General features: G+C 39.6%; 25 protein-coding genes. 23 read left to right on the top strand and 2 right to left on the bottom strand.

Translation table 11 applies throughout. The features are described 5' to 3' along the window. The first annotated feature begins 317 nt into the window (after window positions 1-317). Window positions 318-1,562, top strand: coding sequence for an MFS transporter (locus AC1MGI_RS18080; RefSeq protein ID WP_480346763.1), 1,245 nt, complete (start codon window positions 318-320; stop codon window positions 1,560-1,562). A gap of 191 nt (window positions 1,563-1,753) precedes the next feature. Continuing rightward, window positions 1,754-2,635 carry a patatin-like phospholipase family protein gene (locus tag AC1MGI_RS18075; protein WP_480346762.1) on the top strand — a complete coding sequence of 294 codons (882 nt, stop codon included), beginning with the start codon at window positions 1,754-1,756 and terminating at the stop codon, window positions 2,633-2,635. 291 nt (window positions 2,636-2,926) lie between these two features. Here AC1MGI_RS18075 and AC1MGI_RS18070 read toward each other — a convergent pair whose 3' ends face one another. Beyond that, window positions 2,927-3,292, bottom strand: a complete 366-nt coding sequence (locus AC1MGI_RS18070; protein WP_480346760.1) for an SA1362 family protein — start codon at window positions 3,290-3,292, stop codon at window positions 2,927-2,929. Window positions 3,293-3,389: 97 nt separating this feature from the next. Continuing rightward, complete coding sequence (locus tag AC1MGI_RS18065) at window positions 3,390-4,340, bottom strand: DUF1385 domain-containing protein (protein WP_480346758.1); 951 nt, start codon at window positions 4,338-4,340, stop codon at window positions 3,390-3,392. 453 nt (window positions 4,341-4,793) lie between these two features. Here AC1MGI_RS18065 and AC1MGI_RS18060 point away from each other — a divergent pair, with 453 nt between their 5' ends. From AC1MGI_RS18060 to dxs, 21 genes are all read left to right on the top strand, one after another. Further along, window positions 4,794-5,309 (top strand): YqhR family membrane protein, encoded by a 516-nt coding sequence (locus AC1MGI_RS18060; RefSeq protein WP_480346757.1) that lies wholly within the window; start codon window positions 4,794-4,796, stop codon window positions 5,307-5,309. A 107-nt stretch (window positions 5,310-5,416) separates the two neighbouring features. Next, window positions 5,417-5,854 carry a type II 3-dehydroquinate dehydratase gene (aroQ, locus tag AC1MGI_RS18055; protein WP_480346755.1) on the top strand — a complete coding sequence of 146 codons (438 nt, stop codon included), beginning with the start codon at window positions 5,417-5,419 and terminating at the stop codon, window positions 5,852-5,854. A 151-nt stretch (window positions 5,855-6,005) separates the two neighbouring features. After that, entirely contained in the window at window positions 6,006-7,067 is a 1,062-nt protein-coding gene (locus tag AC1MGI_RS18050) for a M24 family metallopeptidase (RefSeq protein WP_480346753.1), read from the top strand. An 18-nt stretch (window positions 7,068-7,085) separates the two neighbouring features. After that, window positions 7,086-7,643 (top strand): elongation factor P, encoded by a 558-nt coding sequence (gene efp, locus AC1MGI_RS18045; RefSeq protein WP_062178119.1) that lies wholly within the window; start codon window positions 7,086-7,088, stop codon window positions 7,641-7,643. A 276-nt stretch (window positions 7,644-7,919) separates the two neighbouring features. After that, window positions 7,920-8,849: a stage III sporulation protein AA gene (spoIIIAA, locus tag AC1MGI_RS18040; protein WP_480346752.1), complete on the top strand. Its 930-nt coding sequence runs from the start codon at window positions 7,920-7,922 to the stop codon at window positions 8,847-8,849. Beyond that, complete coding sequence (spoIIIAB, locus tag AC1MGI_RS18035; RefSeq protein WP_454212032.1) at window positions 8,842-9,357, top strand: stage III sporulation protein SpoIIIAB; 516 nt, start codon at window positions 8,842-8,844, stop codon at window positions 9,355-9,357. The genes spoIIIAA and spoIIIAB overlap by 8 nt, the downstream gene beginning before the upstream one ends. A gap of 19 nt (window positions 9,358-9,376) precedes the next feature. Beyond that, window positions 9,377-9,580, top strand: a complete 204-nt coding sequence (gene spoIIIAC, locus AC1MGI_RS18030; protein ID WP_028391742.1) for a stage III sporulation protein AC — start codon at window positions 9,377-9,379, stop codon at window positions 9,578-9,580. A 12-nt stretch (window positions 9,581-9,592) separates the two neighbouring features. Beyond that, window positions 9,593-9,982 carry a stage III sporulation protein AD gene (gene spoIIIAD / locus AC1MGI_RS18025; RefSeq protein ID WP_157279403.1) on the top strand — a complete coding sequence of 130 codons (390 nt, stop codon included), beginning with the start codon at window positions 9,593-9,595 and terminating at the stop codon, window positions 9,980-9,982. A 35-nt stretch (window positions 9,983-10,017) separates the two neighbouring features. Beyond that, a complete protein-coding gene (gene spoIIIAE / locus AC1MGI_RS18020) occupies window positions 10,018-11,211 on the top strand; it encodes a stage III sporulation protein AE (protein WP_062178132.1) in 1,194 nt (397 codons plus the stop codon). A 12-nt stretch (window positions 11,212-11,223) separates the two neighbouring features. Then, the gene (spoIIIAF, locus tag AC1MGI_RS18015) at window positions 11,224-11,835 is read left to right on the top strand and encodes a stage III sporulation protein AF (protein ID WP_480346749.1); all 612 of its coding nucleotides are present in this window, start codon (window positions 11,224-11,226) and stop codon (window positions 11,833-11,835) included. Between the two features lie 4 nt (window positions 11,836-11,839). After that, window positions 11,840-12,499 (top strand): stage III sporulation protein AG, encoded by a 660-nt coding sequence (spoIIIAG, locus tag AC1MGI_RS18010; RefSeq protein WP_480346747.1) that lies wholly within the window; start codon window positions 11,840-11,842, stop codon window positions 12,497-12,499. A gap of 14 nt (window positions 12,500-12,513) precedes the next feature. Next, window positions 12,514-13,089 carry a SpoIIIAH-like family protein gene (locus AC1MGI_RS18005; protein WP_062178142.1) on the top strand — a complete coding sequence of 192 codons (576 nt, stop codon included), beginning with the start codon at window positions 12,514-12,516 and terminating at the stop codon, window positions 13,087-13,089. Window positions 13,090-13,498: 409 nt separating this feature from the next. After that, complete coding sequence (gene accB / locus AC1MGI_RS18000) at window positions 13,499-13,978, top strand: acetyl-CoA carboxylase biotin carboxyl carrier protein (protein WP_480346745.1); 480 nt, start codon at window positions 13,499-13,501, stop codon at window positions 13,976-13,978. 13 nt (window positions 13,979-13,991) lie between these two features. Then, the gene (gene accC / locus AC1MGI_RS17995) at window positions 13,992-15,344 is read left to right on the top strand and encodes an acetyl-CoA carboxylase biotin carboxylase subunit (protein WP_480346743.1); all 1,353 of its coding nucleotides are present in this window, start codon (window positions 13,992-13,994) and stop codon (window positions 15,342-15,344) included. A 27-nt stretch (window positions 15,345-15,371) separates the two neighbouring features. Further along, window positions 15,372-15,785, top strand: coding sequence for an Asp23/Gls24 family envelope stress response protein (locus AC1MGI_RS17990; protein ID WP_062178152.1), 414 nt, complete (start codon window positions 15,372-15,374; stop codon window positions 15,783-15,785). A 622-nt stretch (window positions 15,786-16,407) separates the two neighbouring features. Continuing rightward, window positions 16,408-16,800: a transcription antitermination factor NusB gene (gene nusB / locus AC1MGI_RS17985; RefSeq protein ID WP_480346742.1), complete on the top strand. Its 393-nt coding sequence runs from the start codon at window positions 16,408-16,410 to the stop codon at window positions 16,798-16,800. A 113-nt stretch (window positions 16,801-16,913) separates the two neighbouring features. Then, window positions 16,914-17,768 (top strand): bifunctional methylenetetrahydrofolate dehydrogenase/methenyltetrahydrofolate cyclohydrolase FolD, encoded by an 855-nt coding sequence (gene folD / locus AC1MGI_RS17980; RefSeq protein ID WP_480346740.1) that lies wholly within the window; start codon window positions 16,914-16,916, stop codon window positions 17,766-17,768. 430 nt (window positions 17,769-18,198) lie between these two features. Further along, entirely contained in the window at window positions 18,199-19,554 is a 1,356-nt protein-coding gene (gene xseA / locus AC1MGI_RS17975; protein ID WP_480349859.1) for an exodeoxyribonuclease VII large subunit, read from the top strand. After that, a complete protein-coding gene (locus tag AC1MGI_RS17970) occupies window positions 19,547-19,777 on the top strand; it encodes an exodeoxyribonuclease VII small subunit (RefSeq protein ID WP_028391730.1) in 231 nt (76 codons plus the stop codon). The genes xseA and AC1MGI_RS17970 overlap by 8 nt, the downstream gene beginning before the upstream one ends. 2 nt (window positions 19,778-19,779) lie before the next feature. Then, window positions 19,780-20,673, top strand: a complete 894-nt coding sequence (locus tag AC1MGI_RS17965) for a polyprenyl synthetase family protein (RefSeq protein WP_480346738.1) — start codon at window positions 19,780-19,782, stop codon at window positions 20,671-20,673. A gap of 465 nt (window positions 20,674-21,138) precedes the next feature. Next, the gene (gene dxs, locus AC1MGI_RS17960; RefSeq protein ID WP_062178168.1) at window positions 21,139-23,031 is read left to right on the top strand and encodes a 1-deoxy-D-xylulose-5-phosphate synthase; all 1,893 of its coding nucleotides are present in this window, start codon (window positions 21,139-21,141) and stop codon (window positions 23,029-23,031) included.

Genomic DNA, 23,031 nt, shown 5'->3' with positions numbered 1-23,031 from the left:
TCATCAGTTTTACAAACTTTGACAAAAGTAATCAAGTCTTTGTACAAAATATTTTAATTATGTTAGACGATTTACTAAAGGAGAACCAGCTGTGCATAGCTAGGCTAGGCGACATGTTACTAGTTTAAATAAGGTTCACTGTGAATTCATTTAGGAATCAGTTTTCGATATAATCTGTCAGATAATTTGTCTTTTTATGATCTAACAATGGAACTTCTTAAGCAGATTTTTATTTTGTTTCTTTTTCCCATGAGACTCTTCTGGGATTTCGGACAGAATAGAAATATTGTTTGCTTAAGAAGAGGTGTCTTTAATTGATGGAAAACCAGGAGTTCAGTGATTATAAAGTTAGCACTTGGTGTATTGTTAGTATGGCATCGATTCCGCTTGTGATGACATTAGGAAACTCAATGCTCATTCCGGTGTTGCCCATTTTTGAGGAAAAGGTAGGAATTACTTCGTTTCAATCGAGCATGATTATTACAAGTTATTCAGTTGCGTCGATTTTTCTTATTCCAGTTGCCGGTTATTTGTCTGATAGAATCGGCCGAAAAAAAGTGATAGTGCCAAGTTTGATTTTAGCGTTGATTGGTGGGCTGATTGCTGGTTTTGCTTCATGGAAATTGGAGAATCCATATATGGTGATTATTATCGGCCGGATCCTTCAAGGAATCGGTGCATCAGGAGCCATGCCGATTGTTCTGCCTTTAGTAGGGGATTTATATCAAGCAGATGATGAAAAGACTAGCTCCTGTTTAGGAATCATTGAAACCTCAAACACATTCGGAAAAGTACTAAGTCCGATATTAGGCTCACTATTTGCAGTTTTTCTGTGGTTTCTGCCTTTTTTCTCGATTTCCTTTTTTAGCTTCATTTCGATTGTGCTCGTTTTTTTCTTTATTAAAAGTCCAAAGGAGAAAAAAGAGCCAAGAAAATTTAAAGAGTTTATGCGAAAGACAAAGCAAACCTTTAAAATTGAAGGAAAATGGCTATGTACCATTTTTATCATTGGTGCGTTTGTTATGCTCGTGTTATTTGGTGTCTTATTCTTTCTTTCAGAAAATCTAGAAAAAATTCACCACATAAAAGGTGTGCGAAAAGGCTTCGTGTTAGCGATTCCACTTTCTCTACTTTGCATTTCCTCATTTGTGACAGGAAGAGCAATCAAAGGGAATATTGCTATGATGCGGAAAATCGTAATGGTTAGTCTATTTCTCTTAGCTATTAGCGTCGTTTTTGTAGGCTATACACATGAAAAACTATTCTTGCTTCTCGTTATTACAAGTGTCTTAGGGGGAGCAATCGGAGCGATTCTTCCAGCACTGGATGCGATGATTACCGAAAATATTGCGAAAGATGAGCGAGGAACGATCTCGTCGTTCTATAGCTCCGCTCGCTTTATCGGAGTTGCGGCTGGCCCCCCGGTGATGTCATTGCTTATGAAGGATTATTTGAATATGACGTATATTGTTACAGGAGTCTTAAGTATTTGCATTCTTTTTTTAGTACTTAAGTTTATCAAGAGTAAACCAGAGAAAGAAATAGGATCTTCGCCAGTATAAAAGCGAGGTTTCCTGAAAAAGAAGCTAATCCTCTCGTTGTGAGACAGCCTTTATTTTATAATCATCGGAATGTATGTTCGTATTATTGTGAGTCGGATGTACGAATCCATCATTAATCAAAAGAAACAGTAATAAAATCCTCAGCTCCGGATTAAAAATGTAACAAGACCGGATGATGGAGGAGGACTTCAATGATTATTGATGGGGTATTTTCCGGTGGTGGAATTAAGGGGTTTGCTTTAGTTGGAGCCGTTCAGGTGATGGAGGAACAAGGTTTTGTCTTTAAACAATCTGCAGGAACGAGTGCAGGGTCAATCATTGCGGCTTTACTGATAGCTGGGTATACGGGTGAGGAAATGAAAGAAATTCTGAATGAAACGAATATTAAAGAGCTATTGGATCCACGGAGAATCTTACCTATACCATTTGTAAAATGGCTGATGTTGTATCGGAAAATGGGATTATTTAAAGGCGATGCACTTGAAAAATGGATTGCAGCTAAGCTTGCTAAGCGCGGCATTGTTACGTTTGGAGATCTTCCATACCAATCATTGCGGATTATCGTAAGTGATATTACGAATGGACAGTTAGCGGTATTGCCAGATGATCTTGATAAGTATGGCGTAAATCCGCTTGAGTTTCCAGTTGCAAAAGCTGTGAGGATGAGTTGTAGCATTCCTTATTTTTTTGAGCCAGTTAAATTAAAATGGCGTCAGTCGAGCAGTTTATTTGTAGATGGCGGGATTTTAAGTAATTTTCCAATGTGGCTATTTGAAACTAAAGAAGGTAAGAAAACGCGTCCAGTTATCGGAATGAATCTAAGAGGGGATGGGCTTGGCAAAAAAGCAGATGAAATCAATAATGCTGTGGAAATGTTTGCAGCACTTTTTAAAACAATGAGAGATGCACATGATTCTCGATATATATCGAAAAAAGTAGCCCAAAATATCTTGTTTATTCCGATGACGGGGATATCGGCTACTGATTTTCATTTAACGGAAGACAATAAAGAGATGTTAGTTGAGCGAGGGAGAAAGTGTGCAGAGACTTTTTTAAAAAACTGGACGTATTAATTCTCTATAATGTGTGTTCAAAAAGGAGGGACTTGCACAGGATGTGCTGACTTCTGTGTTGTGCACAGGACATGCACGGTTTTAACAGAAGGTCATTCATGAGCTTTGCAGCAATGCGCAAGCTTTTTTACCGAACTATTTGAACATCCTATAAAACTCAAAGAGAATCTGTTCCCAACTAAAGCGATAAAAAAGGTTCAGATTTTCAAGTTGAATCACTATGAAGGACGGTGCGGAGCTGATTTTGCGAGGCCCCGCACCTTTTCCATAGAAAAAGAAAAATCGGACTGCTTAAAAATGCGCCCGATTTTTCTTTTTATTTTTTTTACCTTCAATCACGGTCAAATGGATATCAGATTTCTTTCTGATTCGATTTTTCTTTGTTGAGTTTGCAGCTTTTGAAAAACTAGTGATATTGCTTTTACTCTTTGTTCTTTTCTTTGTCTTTCTGGCAGCTTTCTTAAAAGCTCTTTGCCCGGCATTCCCATGTTTGTCTTGTGTAATCATGCGATATATGAAAAAGATAGCGCAAGCAATAACGATCATGACGATGATATTTCGAAAAAAACCAACTGGATCATTTACGACTTTGGCAAATAACCCGAAAATTCCCAAGGCGATGATTCCGTAAATTATATAAGACAATGAACGATTCAACAAAGACACCTCCTTAAGAGCATCATGAGCAAATCTAAGTCATTTTAAACGCCCGAAGGAAAATTAATTTTCCTGAAATGGGATATTCTCTTAAACTTTACACGATATCTTCGTTTTTTAAATCTTGTTCAGTACGACTTTCCAATTTCATCAACTCGTTAAAGGAAGCAAGTGCTACTTCAACTTGTGTGTCATCAGGCTCTTTCGTTGTCAGCAATTGCAACCATAATCCAGGGTACCCTAAATAACGAAGCACAGGTACATCTCTTAATTTATTCGTAATCTGAAGAACTTCGAAAGATATTCCGAGGACGACTGGAATTAAAGCAATTCGACTGACGACTCTTGACCAAAGTGGTTCAGTTGGTACAAACATATAAACAAAGATGCCAACAACGACTGTGAAAAGAATGAAGCTACTGCCACAACGGTAATGAAGCCGAGAAGAAGCTTGAACGTTTTCAACAGTTAGAGGCTTACCACTTTCGAAGCAGTTGATCACTTTATGCTCTGCACCGTGATACTGAAATACTCTCTTGATCAGCGGCGTTAAGGATACAAAATAAATATAGACAAGTAATAGAAGTAGTTTGAAAGCTCCTTCCACTAAAATTTGGGAAGTATGACTTTGGAAAATCGGTCGAGTTAGCTCAGCTAAAAACATGGGAACTAGCGTGAAAACAAACTTACCAAACAGAAAGGAGATGATTCCGATGGCAGCGACACCTAGCCACATTGCAAGCTTAGATTCTTTTTTTGACTCATTTACTTTTCCGGGTTCTTTTGGTGCGTCTTCTTCAAATTGCTCGGTTGAAAAATTTAAGTGTTTAGATCCGGTAGCGCTCGAGTCAATAATCGCCACAATACCGCGCAGAAACGGAATTTTTTTTAAACGTTGCAGGAGGGGCTTGCTTTGTCGCGGCAGGTGATAGTAGTCAATGGTTGAATCTTTCCGACGTACGGCTGTTACGGTATGATGTTTGCCGCCAAACATAACCCCTTCAACAACGGCCTGCCCGCCATATGCAGGTTTTTTTGTATCAGACATTGTAGACACCAACTTATCCTTATATTTACTGGTTTTTCATCTAGTGTTACTCTCTTATTCATGTATGAACAGGTCGCTCTATTTATGAAGTAATATGGTAAATAAACCTGTTATTGATTGATAAGATCAAACATCCTTCTAAGAAGAAACTCCTCGCATTTTGATGTTCTCTTAATCATACAAAACTAACCAGTTTTTTGCAATCACGACGTACTTATAATGAAAGAAAAAAATGCTTGGTCAATACCCTGAAAAATAACGGTGGCATTAAATGGGCGCTTAACAACAAACCCCTGCTAAAATCGGTCATTTCCAATCCAAGTCCAATATGATACCTTCACGCATAGGCTGATATGCACCAGATGGAAAAAATCCATTTTGAGCCTGCGAATTAAAAATGCGGAAATGATTCCATCGCTTATGGGACATACTAGTAGCGGAGGTGTTATGTGTATGTCGAATAGACCGAAACAAGTGAACGGCGTCGTATACCATGAATCAATCTTAAGGGATGTTTTTGTTATTGGCGTATATGGAGGTTTCCTTTGGTGTGCGGTAGGACTTGTTGCTGCTTTTTTTCATTTTATGGATGTTAGTCCAAAGTTTATTTTTACATCTTGGTCAAATGCTGCTTGGATTCATACTTGGCTTGGGGCAGTGGTGACTCTCATTATTTATAGTATTGTATCCATTGTTTTTGCGTACCTGTACTATGCCCTTTTTCGTAAAGTGAATCATATTTCTGCTGGGATCGTGTACGGAGCTCTTTTATGGCTTATTTTTATCCTGATCCTTCAACCGATCTTTCCTGACCTGCCTTCTTTTTCAAAAATGACAGCAGATACAGGGATTACAAGTATATGTTTATTTATCTTATATGGGGTATTTGTAGGGTATTCAATATCTTATGAATATGGGGAATTACAAAGGGCATTAAATAGGGATAAATCTGAGGAGGGGACGAGCTGAAATTTGTAAAAGGTAGTAAGATAATTCGCAATTATGATAGAATATTGATGGTGAACATTTTTTCGGGGAGCACTAAAAGGTAGTTGGAGTTAAGGGGGGAGTGGAACATGGGGAAAATTTTGTTAATAAATGGACCTAATCTAAATAGGCTGGGGAAACGGGAACCTAAGCATTATGGAAAAGTGACATTACGTGATGTAGAGAAGAGTGTTGCGGACTTGGCTGATGAGTTGAAGCTTGAACTAAGCTGTTATCAGTCTAATCATGAAGGGGATATTATCGATAAACTACACTGGGCAGAGGATGCTGGTTTTGCAGGGATTATTATCAATCCTGGAGCATTTACACATTATAGCTATGCAATTCGTGATGCAATAGCAGGAATTGATGTTCCCGTTATCGAAATACATATATCTAATATCCATGCACGGGAAAGTTTCCGTCATGTTTCTGTAACAGCCCCAGTCACAGCTGGACAAATTGTCGGTTTAGGTGTCGAAGGCTATCTACTTGCCTTAAGAGCCATCGAAACGATAATAAAGTGAAACTACCCTCAGTGGGGGTCCCTACTGAGGGGTTAGTTGAACCAATCGGGCTTTTACGGGCAGAGTTGTTCCCCACCTGCCTTCATTTGTTTCTCATAAGCTTGAGGTGGGGGCTTACCGCCCGTTAAAGCGGGATAAAGGAGAGATAGTTATGGAAAAACTAGAGAGATTCCGCTCACAAATGGCTAAAAAAGGCGTGGATGGCTTTTTAATTACGAGTACATACAATTTGCGCCATATGACGAACTTTACTGGAACGGCAGGTCTTGCTTTGATATCAGCAAATGAAGCGAAATTTATTACAGACTTCCGCTATGTGGAGCAAGCAGGTAATCAAGCGACTGGGTACGAGGTTGTTCAGCACAAAGGGACGATCATCGAGGAAGTGGCTAATCAAGCGAAGAAGATGGGGATTAAACAACTTGGTTTCGAGCAAGACCATATGACATTTGCGACATTTAAAGCATATGAAGCTTTAGTAAATGCCCAACTTGTACCTGTATCAGGGATGATCGAGAATTTACGCTTGATAAAGACTTCTTCAGAGATTAATATATTAAAGGATGCTGCTGCGATTGCAGATGCTGCATTTACACATATTGTTGAATTTATTCGTCCTGGGATTTCCGAGCTGGACGTTTCAAATGAACTTGAATTCTTTATGAGAAAACAAGGTGCCACTTCTTCATCCTTTGATATCATCGTGGCTTCTGGGAAAAGATCGGCTCTGCCACATGGTGTTGCAACAGATAAAATCATTGAAAACGGTGATTTTGTCACGCTTGATTACGGTGCTTATTATAACGGGTATGTATCAGATATTACGCGCACACTTGCAGTTGGAGAACCAGCTGCAGAGCTAAAAAAAATCTATGATATTGTTTTAGAAGCACAGTTACGGGGTATGGCTGGAATTAAATCAGGCATGTCTGGAAAAGAAGCGGATGCCCTTACTCGAAACCTCATAGTTGAGAAAGGCTTTGGTGAGTATTTTGGCCATTCAACGGGGCACGGCATTGGGCTTGAAGTGCATGAAGGTCCTTCGCTTTCTCTCAAATCCGAAACAATTCTTGAACCAGGAATGGTTGTAACTTGTGAGCCGGGAATATATGTGCCTGGTTTAGGCGGTGTTCGTATTGAAGATGATACGATCATTACAGTGGAAGGTAATGAAGCATTAACACATTCAACAAAAGAATTAATTATTTTATAAGCAAGCAGGAGGAAAAAAATGATCTCAGTTAATGATTTTAAAACAGGTTTAACCATTGAAGTAGATAATGGTATTTGGCAAGTTATGGAATTTCAACACGTTAAACCAGGTAAAGGTGCTGCATTTGTTCGCTCTAAGCTTCGTAATCTTCGTTCTGGAGCTGTTCAAGAAAAAACATTCCGTGCTGGCGAAAAAGTAGCAAAAGCACATATTGAAAACCGTAAAATGCAATATCTTTATGCAAGTGGAGATGTTCATGTTTTCATGGACAACGAATCGTATGAACAAATTGAGCTTCCAGAAACAAATATCGAATATGAGCTTAAATACTTAACAGAAAACATGGAAGTACATGTTATGACTTTTGGAACAGAAACGCTTGGTGTTGAGCTTCCAAAAAACGTAACGCTTGAAGTAGCGGAAACAGAACCAGGAATTAAAGGTGATACATCTTCTGGTGGAACGAAATCAGCTACACTTGAAACGGGTCTAACTGTACAAGTGCCATTTTTCATTAACCAAGGCGACAAGTTAATTATTAATACAACTGAAGGATCTTATGTATCTCGTGCATAAGGCTTAATATGGGTGTCTTAAAAGGGTCAGACCCCGCGACACAATATACAGTTCATTGAACTGTATATTGTGTCGCGGGGTCTGACCCTTTTTGTTATCCCGCATTAACGGGCAGTAAAACCCCCACTGATTGAAGTTTCACTTTATGGAATATCTTTTTAATTTTTTTAAAAGTGTGGCGTAAGTTAATAAGAGTCATCTCCTATTATTGTCATAAATTTATGAATCAAACATACATTTTAACAAATGATTAGCTGTAAATAGGAGGTTTCAGGCATGGATACGGTGTATACCCTATTGCCGAAGAAATTGGAGGAGCAATTTAGGCAAATTCCACTGTCAATGGCAAATAAAGTTGAAGAACTACGGATTCGAATTGGACGACCTCTTGAAGTGATTATCGAAGGTAGACCAACCTTTTTACCATATTTGGTTCATGATGAAGATGCTAAGCAGCTGCTTCATCATATTAGCAAATTTTCTTTATATGCTTTAGAGGAGGAATTAAAGCGAGGGTATATCACAGTAAGTGGTGGTCATCGAATTGGACTTGCGGGTAAGGTTATTCTTGAAAATGGAGCGGTAAAAGCGATAAGAGATGTGTCGTCCTTTAATATTCGAATTGCGAGACAGAAAATTGGGACGGCAGAGAAATTGATTCCAAGTCTATACACTGACGAATGGCATCATACGATCATCATCGGTGCTCCTCAAACAGGAAAGACGACGCTTTTACGTGATATAGCAAGAATTATTTCAACTGGATGTGAAAGCAGAAATATCCCACCTAAGAAAGTCGGTATCGTTGACGAGCGTTCTGAAATCGCCGGGTCAGTTCGGGGGGTGCCCCAGCTTGATTTTGGACCGCGGGTGGACGTGCTTGACGGATGTCCAAAGGTTGAAGGAATGATGATGCTCATTCGTTCCATGTCGCCAGATGTGTTAATCGTTGACGAAATCGGTCGCCCTGAGGACACGGCTGCGGTGTTGGAGGCGGTCAATGCAGGAATTAAGCTCGTGATCACTGCACATGGACGAACATTGGCTGATTTAAAAAAACGTCCGTATATGGCACAAATCCTTAATCAACACATATTTGAACGCTATATCGAATTAAATAGAAGAGATAAATCTGGCTGGGGCTGTAAGGTCCTTGATGAGACAGGAAATGCTGTCCCGACATTGGAAGTGTCAAAGAATGATTAAGTTCATTGGTGCAGCGCTCATCGTACTTGCTACAACCTGGGTTGGGTTTGAATTAGCCCGTGTGTTAAGACAAAGACCAAGAGAATTACGACAGCTTAAGTCAGCGCTTCAGTCGCTGGAAGCGGAAATCATGTATGGACAAACACCTTTAACGGAAGCTGCTTTTAAACTTTCTAAGCAATTGCCAAAGCCTCTATCCCATTTTTTTGAAAGCTTTGCTGACAAGCTGTCAGGTGGTGAAACGACAGTAAAGACTGCTTGGGAAACGAGTTTAAAACGAGTATGGAAACAACTTGCCCTTAAGCAAGGTGAATACGAAATACTTGTCCAATTCGGTGAGACGCTTGGTCAGCATGATCGTCTTTCTCAGCAGAAACAGATTCAATTGGCCATGATTCATTTGGAAAGAGAAGAAAGTGATGCCACAGACCGTCAAAATAAGTATGAAAAGATGATGAAGAGCTTCGGCTTTTTATCGGGTGTGTTGATAATCATATTGCTGTTGTAGCAGGAATGGAGGGCCTTAAATGGGCTTAGATGTAGATATCATATTTAAAATTGCAGGTGTTGGCATAGTCGTTGCATTTCTCCATACCATTTTGGATCAAGTCGGGAAAAAGGAATATGCGCAGTGGGTTACTCTTTTTGGTTTTATCTATATTTTGTTTATGGTGGCCAGCATCGTTGAAAATTTATTTCAAAAAATTAAATCTGTGTTTCTTTTCCAGTAGGAGGGATCGGCCATTGAAATCTTAAAAATTGTCGGGATCTCACTTATCGCCACTTTTTTAGCACTTATTGTAAAAGAACAAAAACCGAATTTTGCCTTTTTACTAGTTGTTTTTACTGGCTGTGCCATTTTTCTCGTTCTCGTTGACAAAATATACGAAATAATTACGATGCTCGAGAAGCTCGCCGTAAATGCAAATGTCAATATGGTGTATTTAGAAACTATTTTAAAAATTATCGGGATCGCCTATATCGCTGAATTTGCTGCCCAGATTACAAAAGATGCCGGCCTTGGTTCAATCGCCTCAAAGATTGAGCTAAGCGGAAAAATTCTAATTCTAGCTATGGCTATCCCGATTTTGACAGTCATCATCGAAACAATCATTCAATTGATACCGAGCTGACAGGTAGACACCTGCGGCAATTATGAGGTGAATCTATGAAGCAGCGAACTTTCTACTTTTCCTTCTTGTTAATCGCTCTCTTTTTTATGCATAGTGATGCGGTACTTGCCTCAGAAACTAGTCAGGAAATGGATGTTCTTCAATCCGATTTGGTACAAGCTCAGATGGATCGGCTCGGTGTCGAAGAGCTGCAGGGGTTTTGGGATAGTATTGTTACGGAATATGGCGGTTTTTTGCCGGAAAGTCAAAAAGGGAGTTTTATGGATTTTGTCAGCGGTGAGAAGAAATTTTCCTTTGCAGAATGGATGAAAGGGATTGGGAAATTTGTTTTTCATGAGCTTCTAGTGAATGGTAAGCTGCTCGGATCGCTCATCTTGTTAACCGTATTCAGCATGTTTTTACAAACACTCCAAAATGCGTTTGAACAAAGCACGATTAGCAAGGTAGCCTATTCCATTGTCTATTTAGTGTTAATTATCCTTGCGCTGAATAGCTTTCATGTAGCCATTCAATATACCCAAGAAACGATTGATACGATGATTGCTTTTCTAATGGCACTGCTGCCGCTACTCCTTGCTTTGATTGCTAGTTCTGGCGGGGTACTATCAGCAGGATTTTTCCATCCCATTCTTCTATTTTTAATGAATTCAAGCGGCGTATTAATTCAATATGTTGTATTACCGCTGCTTTACCTATCTGCTGTTTTAAGTGTAGTCAGTACGATGACCGAACAATACAAAGTAACACAACTTGCACAGTTATTGCGAAATTGGGCAATTGGTCTATTAGGCGCTTTTATGACTATCTTTCTTGGCGTTATTTCCGTACAAGGCGTTACGACGGCCGTTGCAGATGGCGTGAGCATTCGGACAGCGAAATTCGTGACAGGCAACTTTATTCCGGTTATCGGTAGGATGTTCACAGATGCGGCTGACACGGTTATTAATGCGTCAGTGCTCTTGAAAAATACAGTTGGCATGGCAGGCGTTATTATATTGCTCTTCATCATCACATTTCCAGCATTAAAGATATTAATGCTTTCTTTTATTTATAAATTAGCAGCAGCATTATTACAGCCGCTTGGCGGAGGTCCTGTTATTAAATGTTTGGATATTATTAGTAAGAGCATGATTTATATTTTTGCAGCACTTGCTATTGTATCGATGATGTTTTTCCTCAGCGTTACCGTAATCATTGCTGCTGGTAATATTACTTTGATGGTTCGGTAGGGAGGGGAATCTATGGAATTTATTACGAGCTGGGTTACCAATATTATCGTGTTTGTCCTCCTTGCGACTGTCATTGATATGCTACTTCCGAATTCGGCCATGCAAAAGTATGCAAAGATGGTTATCGGTTTACTGCTGATTGCTGTGATTATCTCGCCGATTCTAAAGCTATTTCAATCAGACTTTGATGATCTATTGAAGATTGCGACGAGTTCAATTGATGAAAAAACAAATCATCAGGTAGAAAATTTAACAGAATTGAAGAAAAAAGAAATACAAGCCGTACAGGATGCATATATTTTAAAACAAATGGCTGTCGATATGAGGACAGGGGTGGAAGAGGAGTTGATGGATCAATATAAAATGGAAATTCAGTCAATGAATCTCGAAGTAAAAAACAAAGATCAGCCTAGCCTTCCGGATGATTTACAAAAAATTTCAATCGTCTTGCAGCAGACAAAAGATCAGACAGCATCGGTTGAAGTGGTTGCTAAAGTAGACATAGACACGAAACAATCATCGCAGAAATCGTCCAGCGACTTGGATCATATTAGAGGGTTCCTTGCTGCAAAGTGGGCGGTAGACGAAGAAATCATCGAATTTGCCGGAGAAAGGGGTGGCTAACAAATTGAAAAGTGATAAAGGCCCGTTATCATGGCTGAAAAACCTTTTTAAGCAAACGAATGGTGAAGAGGAAAATAAAGAGAAGAAACCTTCCAAGTATGCCTATGTATTGACTGTTCTTTTATTAGGAGTCGGCATCATGATGGTGAGTAGCTTGCTTACAAATAAAGAGTCGAAAAATGATGCTGTCACAACATTTAATCAAACAAACTCCCAAGGCAAAGAGGTAGAGACGTTTGGAAAGGCTGAAAATCAGTTTACTTCTGTAAACGACTACGAAAAATACTTGCAGAACGAAATGAAAGGAGCACTTGAATCAATAGCGGGTGTTTCAGATGTTAAGGTTGTGATCTATGTCGATGCTTCTGAGAAAAAAGTGTTTCAAGAAAATAAAGTAACGCAAAAACAAGTGACTGTGGAGACGGACCAGGAAGGTGGTAAGCGAGAGGTCGAAGACACATCCACTGACAATCAGCTCGTTATTCTCAAAAGCGGCGATAAAGAGGGGCCAATCGTTGTCGAGACGAAGAAACCGAACGTAAGCGGAGTGCTCGTCGTTGCCAAAGGTGCTGAAAATATCCAAATTAAGAAATGGATCATTGAAGCTGTTACAAGAGCATTGGATGTACCGAGCCACCGAGTTTCGGTTATGCCTAAAAAATAAGGGGGATTCTTACCATGTTATTAAAAAAACAAACTGTTTGGCTGTTAACTATGTTAAGTTTGGTCGTTGTACTTTCGGTGTATTATTTGACTGGTCCAGATCAGAATGGATCTAATGTAGCAATTTCACAGGAAGAAAAGGACAAACAGAGTACTGAAACAACAAAACCAAAAGCGGAAACAGCTAAAGTTTCTGACAAGGAAGTGCCAAAGGTCGCCATCTCTTCATCAGATGATGAGTTCGAGGCATTACGTCTTAATATTCAAGATGAGCGAAGTAAAATAAGAGAAGATCTCACAAATAAAATGGGTGACACAAGTCTTTCAGCGGAAGAAAAAAATCAGGCTGTCGAAGCTAATAATAAAATTAGTGAAACAGCAACTACAGAACAAGTGTTAGAATATGAAATTATGCAGCTGAATTACCCGGCAGCTTTAGTACGCATTGATGGAAGCAAAGTGGACGTCACAGTTAAAACAGACGAAAAATTGACAGCATTAGAAGTGGCAGACATCATGGATATCGTAAACACAGAAATCGATGATGTAGAAGATGTGGCGGTTGAATTTAAATTAAATGAAGGAAAATAGTGGAAAGAGGGAGTCTTTAATCGGACTTCCTCTTTTTCTTATATGTTAACCAATAAAATCAAGGGTAATCAATGATAAAACGCTTTCTTTAGAATGAAAAAAATTTCACATTTATTGTGATAAGATGTAAGATAGAAGAACGCCAAAAGAAAAGTCGTAAGCATCACTAAAACATTTATTGAATTCACACTACGAATTATCGTATGATATTAGTAGTTGGTCATAATGATTTTTTTGGTACAGCAATGGAAAGCGTGGGATAAGCCGGTAGGTATTTGGGTATTTATTTCAGAAGGCTTTGCTTTTTATCCCGCATTACCGGGCAGTAAGCCCCCACTGATTGAAGTTTCACTTTATAATCATTCAAAAAACTTAACTATTACAATAAAATAAGACAAGGGGTGCCAAGATGTTGAAGGTACAAGAAATTCGAGAGATTATTAAATTGGTCGATCAATCTAGCATTAATGAATTTGTTTTTGAACAAGAAGGAACGAAAATTAAATTGAAAAAGACTACACAGGAACAATCTACACCAGTTGTTTATCAAGCTGCACCTGTTGCAGCTATGCAAGCGGCAGAGGTTGCACAAGAAGCACCAAAACAAGCTGAACGTGTAACTGACACACAAGCAAGCAATCAAGAAAACTTACATAAAATTACATCACCGATGGTTGGCTCATTTTATGCTTCGCCATCACCAGAAGAAGGGCCATATGTGAAAATTGGATCAAAAGTAGGCAATGACTCCATTGTATGTATCGTTGAAGCAATGAAGCTCTTTAATGAAATCGAAGCGGAAGTGAGCGGTGAGATCGTCGAAATTCTTGTCCAAGACGGCCAATTAGTGGAATACGGTCAACCGTTATTTTTAGTAAAGCCGGAATAAGGAGCTGTTTTCAATGATTGAAAAAGTATTAATTGCAAATCGAGGAGAAATTGCTGTTCGGATTATTCGGGCATGCAAGGAAATGGGTATCGAAACCGTTTCAGTTTTCTCAGAAGCAGACCGTGAAGCTCTTCATGTCCAGCTTGCAGACGAATCATACTGCATTGGCCCGACGGCTTCAAAGGATAGCTATTTAAACGTTACGAATATTATTAGCGTTGCAAAGAAAACGGGTTGTGACGCTATTCACCCTGGTTATGGATTTTTAGCGGAAAATGCTAATTTTGCAGAGCTTTGCCGTGAATGCAATGTCATCTTCATCGGACCATCCCCTGAAGCCATTTCGAAAATGGGGACGAAGGATGTAGCGAGGGAAACGATGCGAATAGCGGGCGTACCAATCGTGCCGGGATCTACAGGAATTATTAAAGACTCGGATGAAGCGATTGCCCTTGCTGAAAAAATTGGGTATCCAGTCATCATTAAAGCGACAGCAGGTGGTGGCGGAAAAGGGATTCGGGTCGCTAGAACAGAAGAAGATTTATTGAATGGGATCAGAATCACCCAGCAAGAAGCATTGACAGCATTCGGAAATTCTGGCGTATATATTGAAAAATTTATTGAAGATTTCCGGCATGTTGAAATTCAGGTGATGGGAGATACACATGGCAATGCTATTCACTTTGGTGAACGAGACTGTTCGATCCAAAGACGTCTCCAAAAGCTAGTAGAAGAAACTCCATCTCCTGCAGTTGACTCAGAGATGCGCGAAGAAATGGGAACAGCGGCAGTAAAAGCTGCTCTTGCTGTTAATTACTCCGGAGCAGGTACGGTTGAGTTCATTTATGATTACAATAACCGTAACTTCTACTTTATGGAAATGAATACTAGAATTCAGGTGGAACATCCGGTGACAGAAATGGTAACTGGTGTTGATTTAATCAAAGAACAAATTCTAGTAGCATCGGGGGAGAAATTGTCATTATCTCAAGAAGATGTGCAATTTAACGGCTGGGCAATCGAATGCCGGATTAATGCTGAAAATCCTGAAAAGAATTTTATGCCTTCTGCTGGGAAAATTCAAATGTATCTTCCGCCAGGCGGAAATGGCGTACGAATTGATTCAGCTGCGTACCCAGGATATGTGATTCCACCATATTATGATTCAATGATCGCGAAGTTAATTGTTCATGCTCCTACACGCGCTGAGGCCGTTGACAAGATGAGACGTGCGTTAGAGGAATTTGTGATAGAAGGAATTCACACAACTATCCCTTTCCACAGCAAGCTTATGCAACATGAACAATTTGTTTCTGGAGAGTTTAACACAAAATTCCTTGAATTATATGAGGTAATGGATTCATAATGGAAAAATACAGGAGGTGCTTTGAAAATGAGTGAAATGGAACAAATGCTTGAAGTGAACGATACCTACAATGGATTAGGTAAAGTGGAAATTTCTCCTGATGTTATTGAAGTCATTGCCGGTATTGCTGCTAGTGAGGTTGAAGGTGTTGCGCATATGCGCGGGAACTTCACCACTGGTGTTGTCGAAATGCTCGGGAAGAAAAGCCACGGAAAAGGTGTTAAGGTAGATCTTGCAGACGATGGCATTAAGGTAGACTTATATTGTGTCATGAAGTTTGGCGTATCCATTCCAAAGATCGCGCAGGAAGTTCAAGATAATATTCGTCAAGCTCTACTGAACATGACAGCCCTCGAAACTTCCGAAGTGAATATTCATGTTGTCGGTATTCAATTTGAAACTGCATCAAAACAAGAAAGTGAAATTGAGCAAGAAATGTAAGGATAAAGAGAGCCCGGCATTTAGCCGGGTTTTTGTGTGAAAAGAACTCTTTTTACACGAATGAGTTTAAATCTTTAAAAGTTGAGACATACAAAGAATAGAAGGTTCACTTTACCTCGGTTAAAACAGCCTGTAAATCCCCACACTTATTCTTGTGAAAGATTAAAATAGCAACCTTGAGAATAAACAGCCTGTAAAACCCTGATTGGTGAGATGCAGTGAAACTTACCGATGTGTAAGCGGAGGTAAAGTTTGCGCCCACAGGATGTGGGTCACACAGACGTTGCCGCGGGACGGGGCGTACTTAGTCTGCGTTCATTGATTCCGGTTCATAGTGTTGCTTTTATCAAGCGTTAGCGGAGATATTTGCGACAGTAGAACGGGACTAACGCTCAGTGGAAACCCACCATTGAGGGAAGTTTCACTTTAACTCAATCTTATTTTCTGTTAGAGTGTTACATATGTGATTTTTTATGATAAAAATTAGCACAAGTTCCGCCATAAAGGTCAGATACATTTCTTTTTGAAGAAAAAACTTAATGTTTATGGTGATTTAGTTAATTAATGTTCGTATGTGCTGTAATTTTCATATATAATAGTCGATATAGAAGGAGTCAATTTTATGAAAAGAAGAACTGCCCGTGAAAAAGCCTTACAGGCCATATACCAACTTGAAATTGGTAAGGGAGAAATTCAAGATGCTCTAAATAGTGTTTTGGACGGAAGTCCGAGTGATGACTATCTTGAAATGTTAGTAAAAGGAACACAAGAAAACAAAGAAGAGATTGATGAAACAATTTGTGCTAATCTCGACAATTGGAAGATTGAACGATTGGCGAATATTGATCGGAACTTGCTCCGCATCGCTGTGTACGAAATGATTTACAGTGATCAGGTTCCAGTCAATGTTGCTATGGATGAAGCAATTGAAATCGCAAAAGTCTTCGGTGATGATCAATCAAGCCGCTTTGTAAATGCAGTTCTGTCAAAAGTTAAAACTCAGCTTAATAAATAACCAGTGCATCGCATACATGCTAGGGAAGACTATTTATTTTCGGGTCAAGCGGCTAAAATCATTCTCACCTTAAGACAGTCGATTTCTTAAGCTAACTTTGGAGGGTGATGAATGTGTCAGGGAGAATTATTGATGGAAAAGAAATTGCTCAATCTGTAAGAAATACGCTTCGTGAGGAAGTGGACCAGCTTCGTAGTAAAGGAACAATTCCAGGTCTTGCAGTTATACTTGTTGGTGATAATCAAGCTTCGAAAACGTATGTAGCGAATAAGCAAAAAGCTTGTGCTGAAATTGGCATACATTCTGTTTTAGTTGAATGTCCAGCGACATTGACTCAACAAGAATTACTTACTAAAATTGATGAGTTGAATCATGATGATACCGTTCATGGAATTTTAGTACAACTACCTCTTCCAGCCCATATCCAAGAAAAAGATATCATTGAAGCCATTTCACCTGAAAAGGATGTTGATGGGTTCCATCCTATTAACATCGGACGAATGATGACTGGTCAGGATGCGTTTTTACCTTGCACACCATATGGAGTTATGGTGATGCTTGAGCATATCGGCTGTGAAATTGCAGGTAAGCATGTCGTTGTTGTAGGAAGAAGTAATATCGTCGGAAAGCCGGCAGGTCAATTGTTTCTGAATAAAAGTGCGACGGTTACGTATTGCCATTCAAAAACGAAAGATCTTGCCTATCATACAAGGCAAGCTGATATACTGGTCGTTGCTGTCGGTAAGAGAGATACCATCACGGCTGCTCATGTTAAGGATGGTGCAGTTGTTATTGATGTTGGTATGAATCGGAATGAAGAAGGCAAGCTATGCGGCGACGTTTCTTTTAACGAAGTAAGAGAAGTTGCCTCATATATTACCCCGGTTCCAAAAGGCGTTGGTCCAATGACGATTGCTATGCTTTTGGAAAATACCGTTAAATCTGCTAAGAAATCGATTACCCTATAAGATGCATAAATAAAAAATTCCATCAGTGGTGAAAACTATCCCACTGATGGAATTTTCACTGATATCCCGGTTTAACAGGCTGTAATATCCCTACACTAATTCTTACACGAGAGTAAAATAGCTAGCTAGTGATAAACAGCCTGTAAAACCCCGATTGGTGAGATACAGTGAAACTTACCGATGCGTAAGAGGAGATATTAGCGACACTAGAACGGGACTAACCATTAGCGCAAAACCTTTGCTAATGGAAGTTTCACTTTATGAAGAAGCTGTCACTTGCTCTATAATGGCAAATGATAGCTTTTTTGTTTTATAATAAAAGTATAGGATAATTAATTCTGAGGGTAAGCGCTAAAAATAGTAAGTAGAGGGCATGAACGACAAAAAAACATAACAGAGCGCGTGCACTTTTTTAGATAAGGAGAAAATGATGGAAGAGCAAAGATATTTAAGTGTTTCGGCTGTGACGAAATATATTAAGCGTAAATTTGATGCGGATCCTCATTTACAAAATGTATACATAAAAGGAGAAATATCGAATTTTAAGCAGCATTCAAGCGGACATATGTATTTTACGATTAAGGATGAGAAAGCAAGAGTACTTGCAGTGATGTTTTCTGCCCATAATAAGAATATGAAGTTTATTCCGGAAAATGGGATGAAAATCTTGGTGAGAGGCGATATTTCTGTATTCGAACAAAGCGGGCAATACCAGTTGTATGTCAAGAGCATGTCACCTGATGGAGTAGGTGATTTATATTTAGCCTATGAGCAGCTGAAGAAGAAACTCGAAACGGCAGGATTATTTTCTTCTCAGCATAAGCAACCACTTCCGAAATACCCTCATGCAGTCGGTGTTATTACTTCACCAACTGGGGCCGCTTTACGGGATATTTTGACTACGATTAAAAGAAGATATCCAATTGCTAAAATCATCATATACCCGGCGCTTGTTCAAGGAACGAATGCACCTAAATCCGTCGCTAAAGCGATTTCCGAAGCGAATTCACGTAAAGAGGTTGAAGTTCTTATTGTGGGGAGGGGAGGAGGCTCCATTGAAGAGCTCTGGGCATTTAATGAAGAAATTGTCGCAGAATCGATTTATGACTCTGATATTCCGATTATTTCGGCTGTTGGACACGAAACGGATTTTACGATTGCGGATTTTGTAGCAGACTTGCGTGCACCAACACCAACTGGAGCTGCTGAAATGGCTGTTCCACATCTTCAAGAAATTTACGAACGGCTCTGGAACCAAAAGAATAGGCTGACAAGGACGATTCATGAACAAGTGAATGTTGAACAAACAAAGCTGTCGCGACTGGCAAAATCTTATGCTTTTCGTTATCCTAAAAAAATGTACGAGCAAAAAGTCGAACAATTGGACCGGGCGTCGGAACGATTAAAACGCGAGAGCACCAAATATTTTCAAAAGAAAAACGAGATGCTCGAAAATACATTAGCCCAATTAATAAAACAGCATCCAAACCAACAGTTAGCGGTTGCAGCGGATCGGTTAACCAATAGCGAAAAAATGTTGAATCGGCTTATGCAAACAGTTTTAAAAGGGCACACCCAAAGATTTGTCTCAGTTGCTGCAACATTATCTGTCTTAAGTCCGCTTAAAATTATGGAACGGGGCTATGGTTTGATTTTTACAGAAGAAGAAACACTTGTTAAAAGCAGATCACAAGTAGTGGTCGGAGATCATATCGATGTGAAGATAACCGACGGAACTTTGCATTGTAAAGTAGAAAAAATAGAGGAGCGAAAAGATAATGAGTAAAGAAAAAGAGTTGACTTTTGAGCAGGCAATGGAAGAACTTGAACAAGTTGTTGAAAAATTAGAAGAAGGGGACGTACCTCTTGAAGAAGCAATCTCCATCTATAAAAAAGGAATGGACCTATCTAGACTTTGTCATACAAAATTGAAATCTGTTGAAGAACAATTGACGCAAATACTTAGGGAAGATGGCGAACTTGAAGAATTCGCAGTAGAGGAGGAATAGGCATGAATGCAACGTCATTTCATACGTTTTCAGAAACATACAAACAATTCATTGAAACGAAGGTGATTAAATATGTTGAAGAGTTAAAAGCGCCTGATAACTTAAAAGCAGCAATGGCTTATTCTTTGAAAGCAGGCGGGAAAAGAATACGTCCTTTACTTGTTTTGGCCGTATTAGATGCATTTGCGAAGGATGTGAAAGCTGGAGTCCCGGCTGCAGCTGCGATTGAAATGATTCATACCTATTCTTTAATCCATGATGATCTGCCAGCGATGGACGATGATGATTTACGTCGCGGTAAACCGACCAATCATAAAGTTTTTGGTGAAGCGACGGCAATTCTTGCAGGTGATGCATTACTTACATATAGCTTTCAACTTATTGCGAACACGGAGCATCCTTGCGTGACATCAGACATGAAGCTCAATTTAATCCTTGAAATCGCTAAAGCGGCGGGAGCTGAGGGGATGGTTGGCGGTCAAGTAGCTGATATGGAAGGCGAAAACAAACAGCTATCACTAGAAGAACTCCAGTATATTCATGAACATAAAACAGGCAAGTTGTTAATGGCATCTGTCCTTTCAGGAGCGATTTTATCTAGTGCAAGTATCGAACAGCTTCTTGCACTTAAACGGTTTTCCTATCATTTAGGGCTGGCTTTTCAAATCCGAGATGATATTTTAGATATTGAGGGCTCTGAAGGAGAAATTGGTAAACCTGTTGGCAGTGATTCAGCGAACAACAAGAGCACGTACCCTTCATTGCTTACTTTAGAAGGAGCAAAGGTAAGGCTCGCAGAACATATCAAAATGGCGCATGAAGAGTTGGGAAAAACGCAATTGGATACATCTCTTCTTAATGAAATAACGGATATGATTGCAAAGCGTAAATCTTAAGACGACAACAATTGTTAGGAAATTCTATTTGTGTTATACTTTTGTTGTTTAACTGGCGTATCTTATTGAAAATCGGTATAATAGATGGAATTAACAGCCGCCGAAATCAGAGGGTATCGGCGGCTATTTTTGAAGAAATTTGCGGAAATTTGCTGAATAATGACAGCTGTTATAGTGCGTGTTTAAAAAGGAGGATAAAAAGAGCCGAGAAGTTCGATGAGCGCATTTCGAGAACCTTTCGCGTATGGAGTAATACGTGAGACCGGACTTGCACAGGACGTGCTGACTTCTGTGTTGTGCACAGGACATGCGCGGTTTTAACAGAAGGTCATTCATGAGCTTTGAAGCAATTTTCAAGCTTTTTTACCGGACCTTTTGAACATCCTCCTTTAGTAATTAAATTAGAATTTTCCAGCGATAGGTCTTTGATAAGACCTGGAAATAACAGAAAGTGAGTGATCCAATTTGGATCTTCTATCTATAAAAGACCCATCTTTTTTAAAAGCGATGAATAATGAAGAGTTAAAAGAATTAAGTGCCGATATTAGAAAGTTTTTAATAGAGAAATTATCGATTACCGGTGGACACCTAGGTCCGAATCTTGGCGTGGTTGAACTGACCATTGCGTTACATAAGGAGTTCAACAGTCCACAAGATAAATTTTTGTTTGATGTTGGCCACCAGTCTTATGTTCATAAAATCCTAACAGGACGAGCTTGTCAGTTTGATACATTAAAAAAATACAAAGGACTTTGCGGCTTCCCGAAAATGAACGAAAGTGAGCATGATGTTTGGGAAACAGGTCATAGCTCAACATCTCTTTCTGGAGCAATGGGAATGGCCGCAGCGCGCGATTTAAAAAAAGAAAAAAATTTTGTGTTGCCTATCATCGGTGACGGTGCATTAACAGGTGGGATGGCACTTGAAGCACTTAATCATATCGGCCATGAAAAGAAAGATATGATTGTCATCTTAAACGATAATGAAATGTCGATTGCCCCAAACGTTGGCGCCTTGCATTCCGTACTGGGAAGGCTGCGTACGGCTGGAAAATATAATTGGGCGAAGGATGAGCTGGAATTATTACTTAAGAAAATACCAGCAGTCGGTGGGAAAGTCGCTGCTACAGCTGAGCGTATTAAAGATAGCCTAAAGTATCTATTAGTTTCAGGAGTATTTTTTGAAGAGTTAGGATTTACTTACTTGGGGCCTGTGGATGGTCATAACTTTGATGAATTATTCGAGAATTTTCGTTATGCTAAAAAAACAAAAGGCCCTGTCCTTTTACACGTGATTACGAAAAAAGGGAAAGGATATTCTCCTGCTGAATCTGATACAATCGGAAACTGGCATGGAACAGGACCTTATAAAATTGAAACGGGCGATTTTGTTAAAACAGCGACAACAGCTCCTGCATGGAGTTCACTTGTTAGTGAAACGGTAAGGAAACTCGCTCGTACAGACGAACGAATTGTTGCGATTACACCGGCTATGCCGGTCGGTTCTAAATTAGAAGGCTTCGCAAGTGAATTTCCGGAACGAATGTATGATGTGGGCATTGCTGAACAACATGCGGCAACCTTTGCAGCAGGACTTGCAACTCAAAAAATGAAACCGTTTCTTGCGATTTATTCTACTTTCCTACAGCGTGCCTACGATCAAGTGGTTCACGATATTTGCCGGCAAAACCTGAACGTCTTTTTTGGAATCGATCGAGCAGGTTTAGTTGGAGCAGACGGGGAAACACATCAAGGTGTGTTTGATATCGCCTTTATGCGTCATATTCCGAATATGGTCTTGATGATGCCCAAGGATGAAAATGAAGGCCAGCATATGGTTAATACAGCAATGAAATATGATGATGGTCCGATTGCAATGAGATTTCCACGCGGAAATGGGTATGGTATTCCGATGGACGATTCTTTACAAGAAATCCCGATTGGAACTTGGGATGTGTTAAAAGAGGGTAGAGATGCTTGCGTGTTAACATTTGGTACAACGATTCCAATGGCAATGGAAGCAGCGGAGTTGTTAGAGAAACAAGGGTATTCCGTTAAGGTCGTGAACGCACGATTTATTAAGCCACTGGACAATGACATGATGCATCAATTACTTGAGCAGAAGATGCCGATTTTAACCATTGAAGAAGCCGTTCTTCAAGGCGGATTTGGTAGTGCGGTGATTGAATTTGCTCATGAGCATGGATATCATGGAGCAATTATTGACCGAATGGGTATTCCTGACCGTTTCATTGAACATGGCAGTGTGGATCAATTACTTGCAGAAATCGGCATGACAGTAGAAGAAACGGTGCGGAACATCAAACGAATTACACCGAAAAAGCAAAAAAGGGCTTGA

Source organism: Peribacillus sp. BM1, from assembly GCF_056679975.1.
Note: the sequence above shows the minus strand (reverse complement) of the source record. Positions and strands in the feature narration are given on the sequence as shown.

Bases quoted from the DNA above. Each gene is read 5' to 3' on its own strand.
- spoIIIAA (WP_480346752.1), top strand. From the start codon at position 7,920: ATGGATACGGTGTATACCCTATTGCCGAAGAAATTGGAGGAGCAATTT.
- AC1MGI_RS17965 (WP_480346738.1), top strand. From the start codon at position 19,780: ATGAATGCAACGTCATTTCATACGTTTTCAGAAACATACAAACAATTC.
- spoIIIAF (WP_480346749.1), top strand. From the start codon at position 11,224: ATGGAATTTATTACGAGCTGGGTTACCAATATTATCGTGTTTGTCCTC.
- AC1MGI_RS18080 (WP_480346763.1), top strand. From the start codon at position 318: ATGGAAAACCAGGAGTTCAGTGATTATAAAGTTAGCACTTGGTGTATT.
- spoIIIAC (WP_028391742.1), top strand. From the start codon at position 9,377: ATGGGCTTAGATGTAGATATCATATTTAAAATTGCAGGTGTTGGCATA.
- efp (WP_062178119.1), top strand. From the start codon at position 7,086: ATGATCTCAGTTAATGATTTTAAAACAGGTTTAACCATTGAAGTAGAT.
- accC (WP_480346743.1), top strand. From the start codon at position 13,992: ATGATTGAAAAAGTATTAATTGCAAATCGAGGAGAAATTGCTGTTCGG.
- xseA (WP_480349859.1), top strand. From the start codon at position 18,199: ATGGAAGAGCAAAGATATTTAAGTGTTTCGGCTGTGACGAAATATATT.
- AC1MGI_RS17990 (WP_062178152.1), top strand. From the start codon at position 15,372: ATGAGTGAAATGGAACAAATGCTTGAAGTGAACGATACCTACAATGGA.
- accB (WP_480346745.1), top strand. From the start codon at position 13,499: ATGTTGAAGGTACAAGAAATTCGAGAGATTATTAAATTGGTCGATCAA.
- AC1MGI_RS17970 (WP_028391730.1), top strand. From the start codon at position 19,547: ATGAGTAAAGAAAAAGAGTTGACTTTTGAGCAGGCAATGGAAGAACTT.
- AC1MGI_RS18050 (WP_480346753.1), top strand. From the start codon at position 6,006: ATGGAAAAACTAGAGAGATTCCGCTCACAAATGGCTAAAAAAGGCGTG.
- AC1MGI_RS18065 (WP_480346758.1), bottom strand. From the start codon at position 4,340: ATGTCTGATACAAAAAAACCTGCATATGGCGGGCAGGCCGTTGTTGAA.
- spoIIIAE (WP_062178132.1), top strand. From the start codon at position 10,018: ATGAAGCAGCGAACTTTCTACTTTTCCTTCTTGTTAATCGCTCTCTTT.
- AC1MGI_RS18005 (WP_062178142.1), top strand. From the start codon at position 12,514: ATGTTATTAAAAAAACAAACTGTTTGGCTGTTAACTATGTTAAGTTTG.
- AC1MGI_RS18060 (WP_480346757.1), top strand. From the start codon at position 4,794: ATGTCGAATAGACCGAAACAAGTGAACGGCGTCGTATACCATGAATCA.
- spoIIIAB (WP_454212032.1), top strand. From the start codon at position 8,842: ATGATTAAGTTCATTGGTGCAGCGCTCATCGTACTTGCTACAACCTGG.
- nusB (WP_480346742.1), top strand. From the start codon at position 16,408: ATGAAAAGAAGAACTGCCCGTGAAAAAGCCTTACAGGCCATATACCAA.
- AC1MGI_RS18075 (WP_480346762.1), top strand. From the start codon at position 1,754: ATGATTATTGATGGGGTATTTTCCGGTGGTGGAATTAAGGGGTTTGCT.
- aroQ (WP_480346755.1), top strand. From the start codon at position 5,417: ATGGGGAAAATTTTGTTAATAAATGGACCTAATCTAAATAGGCTGGGG.